Source organism: Alkalihalobacillus sp. MEB130 (genome assembly GCF_032335535.1).
Classification (GTDB): domain Bacteria; phylum Bacillota; class Bacilli; order Bacillales; family Bacillaceae_D; genus Halalkalibacter.
In genome coordinates this window covers 1-1,450 of the sequence record NZ_JAOANA010000058.1, presented here as the reverse complement: position 1 = coordinate 1,450, position 1,450 = coordinate 1, and the positions used below count along the sequence as shown (strand labels likewise).

The following is a 1,450-nucleotide window of genomic DNA, read 5'->3' as shown; positions in this document are numbered from 1 at the left end:
TTAACGAGAGTTCTCCCGAGCGTCTTAGAATTCTCTTCTCGCCTACCTGTGTCGGTTTGCGGTACGGGCACCTCTCACCTCGCTAGAGGCTTTTCTAGGCAGTGTAGGATCAGGAACTTCGGTACTATAATTTCCCTCGCCATCACAGCTCAGCCTTAACGGAAAGCGGATTTGCCTACTTTCCAGCCTAACTGCTTGGACGCGCATATCCATCAGCGCGCTTACCCTACCTTTCTGCGTCCCCCCATTACTCAAACGGTGAGGAGGTGGTACAGGAATTTCAACCTGTTGTCCATCGCCTACGCCTTTCGGCCTCGGCTTAGGTCCCGACTGACCCTGAGCGGACGAGCCTTCCTCAGGAAACCTTGGGCTTTCGACGGAGGGGATTCTCACCCCTCTTTTCGCTACTCATACCGGCATTCTCACTTCTAAGCGCTCCACCAGTCCTCTCGATCTGACTTCACTGCACTTAGAACGCTCCCCTACCATCACAGAGGTCAGGTGTCAGAAACCAGAAATCAGATTTTATCTCTTATGTCCATTTCTGAATCATAGAATAAAGCTGTTTTCCAAGTTGGTCATATTGGCCAAATAAATCTTCAAAAGTCTTCTCCTCGATGTAACCCAAATCTTTCGACATTTCAAGAATAACTTTTGTTTCATCTTTGGAACCTTGAGCCATAAGTAAATAACGTTTGAAATCAATTAGAGAGCTTTTCTTCCCATATCCCTCTGCAATATTTAAAGGAATAGAAATAGCTGCTCTTCTTAACTGGCTTCCAAGTTCATACTTCTCGAAGTCTGGAAATGTTAATGTCAATTGATGAACTTGTAACGCAAGTTGATAAGATATTTGATATACTCTCAACTCTCGATAACTATTTATCATCTTTGAATTACCTTCTTTCCGACTTCTGGCCTCTGATACCTGACCTCCGGATCCATAGCTTCGGTGATACGTTTAGCCCCGGTACATTTTCGGCGCAGAGTCACTCGACCAGTGAGCTATTACGCACTCTTTAAATGGTGGCTGCTTCTAAGCCAACATCCTGGTTGTCTGGGCAACTCCACATCCTTTTCCACTTAACGTATACTTTGGGACCTTAGCTGATGGTCTGGGCTGTTTCCCTCTTGACTACGGATCTTAGCACTCGCAGTCTGACTCCCGAGGATAAGTATTTGGCATTCGGAGTTTGACTGAATTCGGTAATCCTGTGGGGACCCCTAGTCCAATCAGTGCTCTACCTCCAATACTCTTCCCTCGAGGCTAGCCCTAAAGCTATTTCGGGGAGAACCAGCTATTTCCGAGTTCGATTGGCATTTCACCCCTACCCACACCTCATCCCCGCACTTTTCAACGTGCGTGGGTTCGGGCCTCCATTCAGTGTTACCTGAACTTCACCCTGGACATGGGTAGATCACACGGTTTCGGGTCTACGACCACGTACTA

At 47.2% G+C, this 1,450-nt stretch carries 1 rRNA gene; it reads right to left on the bottom strand.

The window, feature by feature from the left end:
* Positions 1 to 1,450: ribosomal RNA gene (locus N0O92_RS23675) — 23S ribosomal RNA — on the bottom strand; the annotation flags it as partial.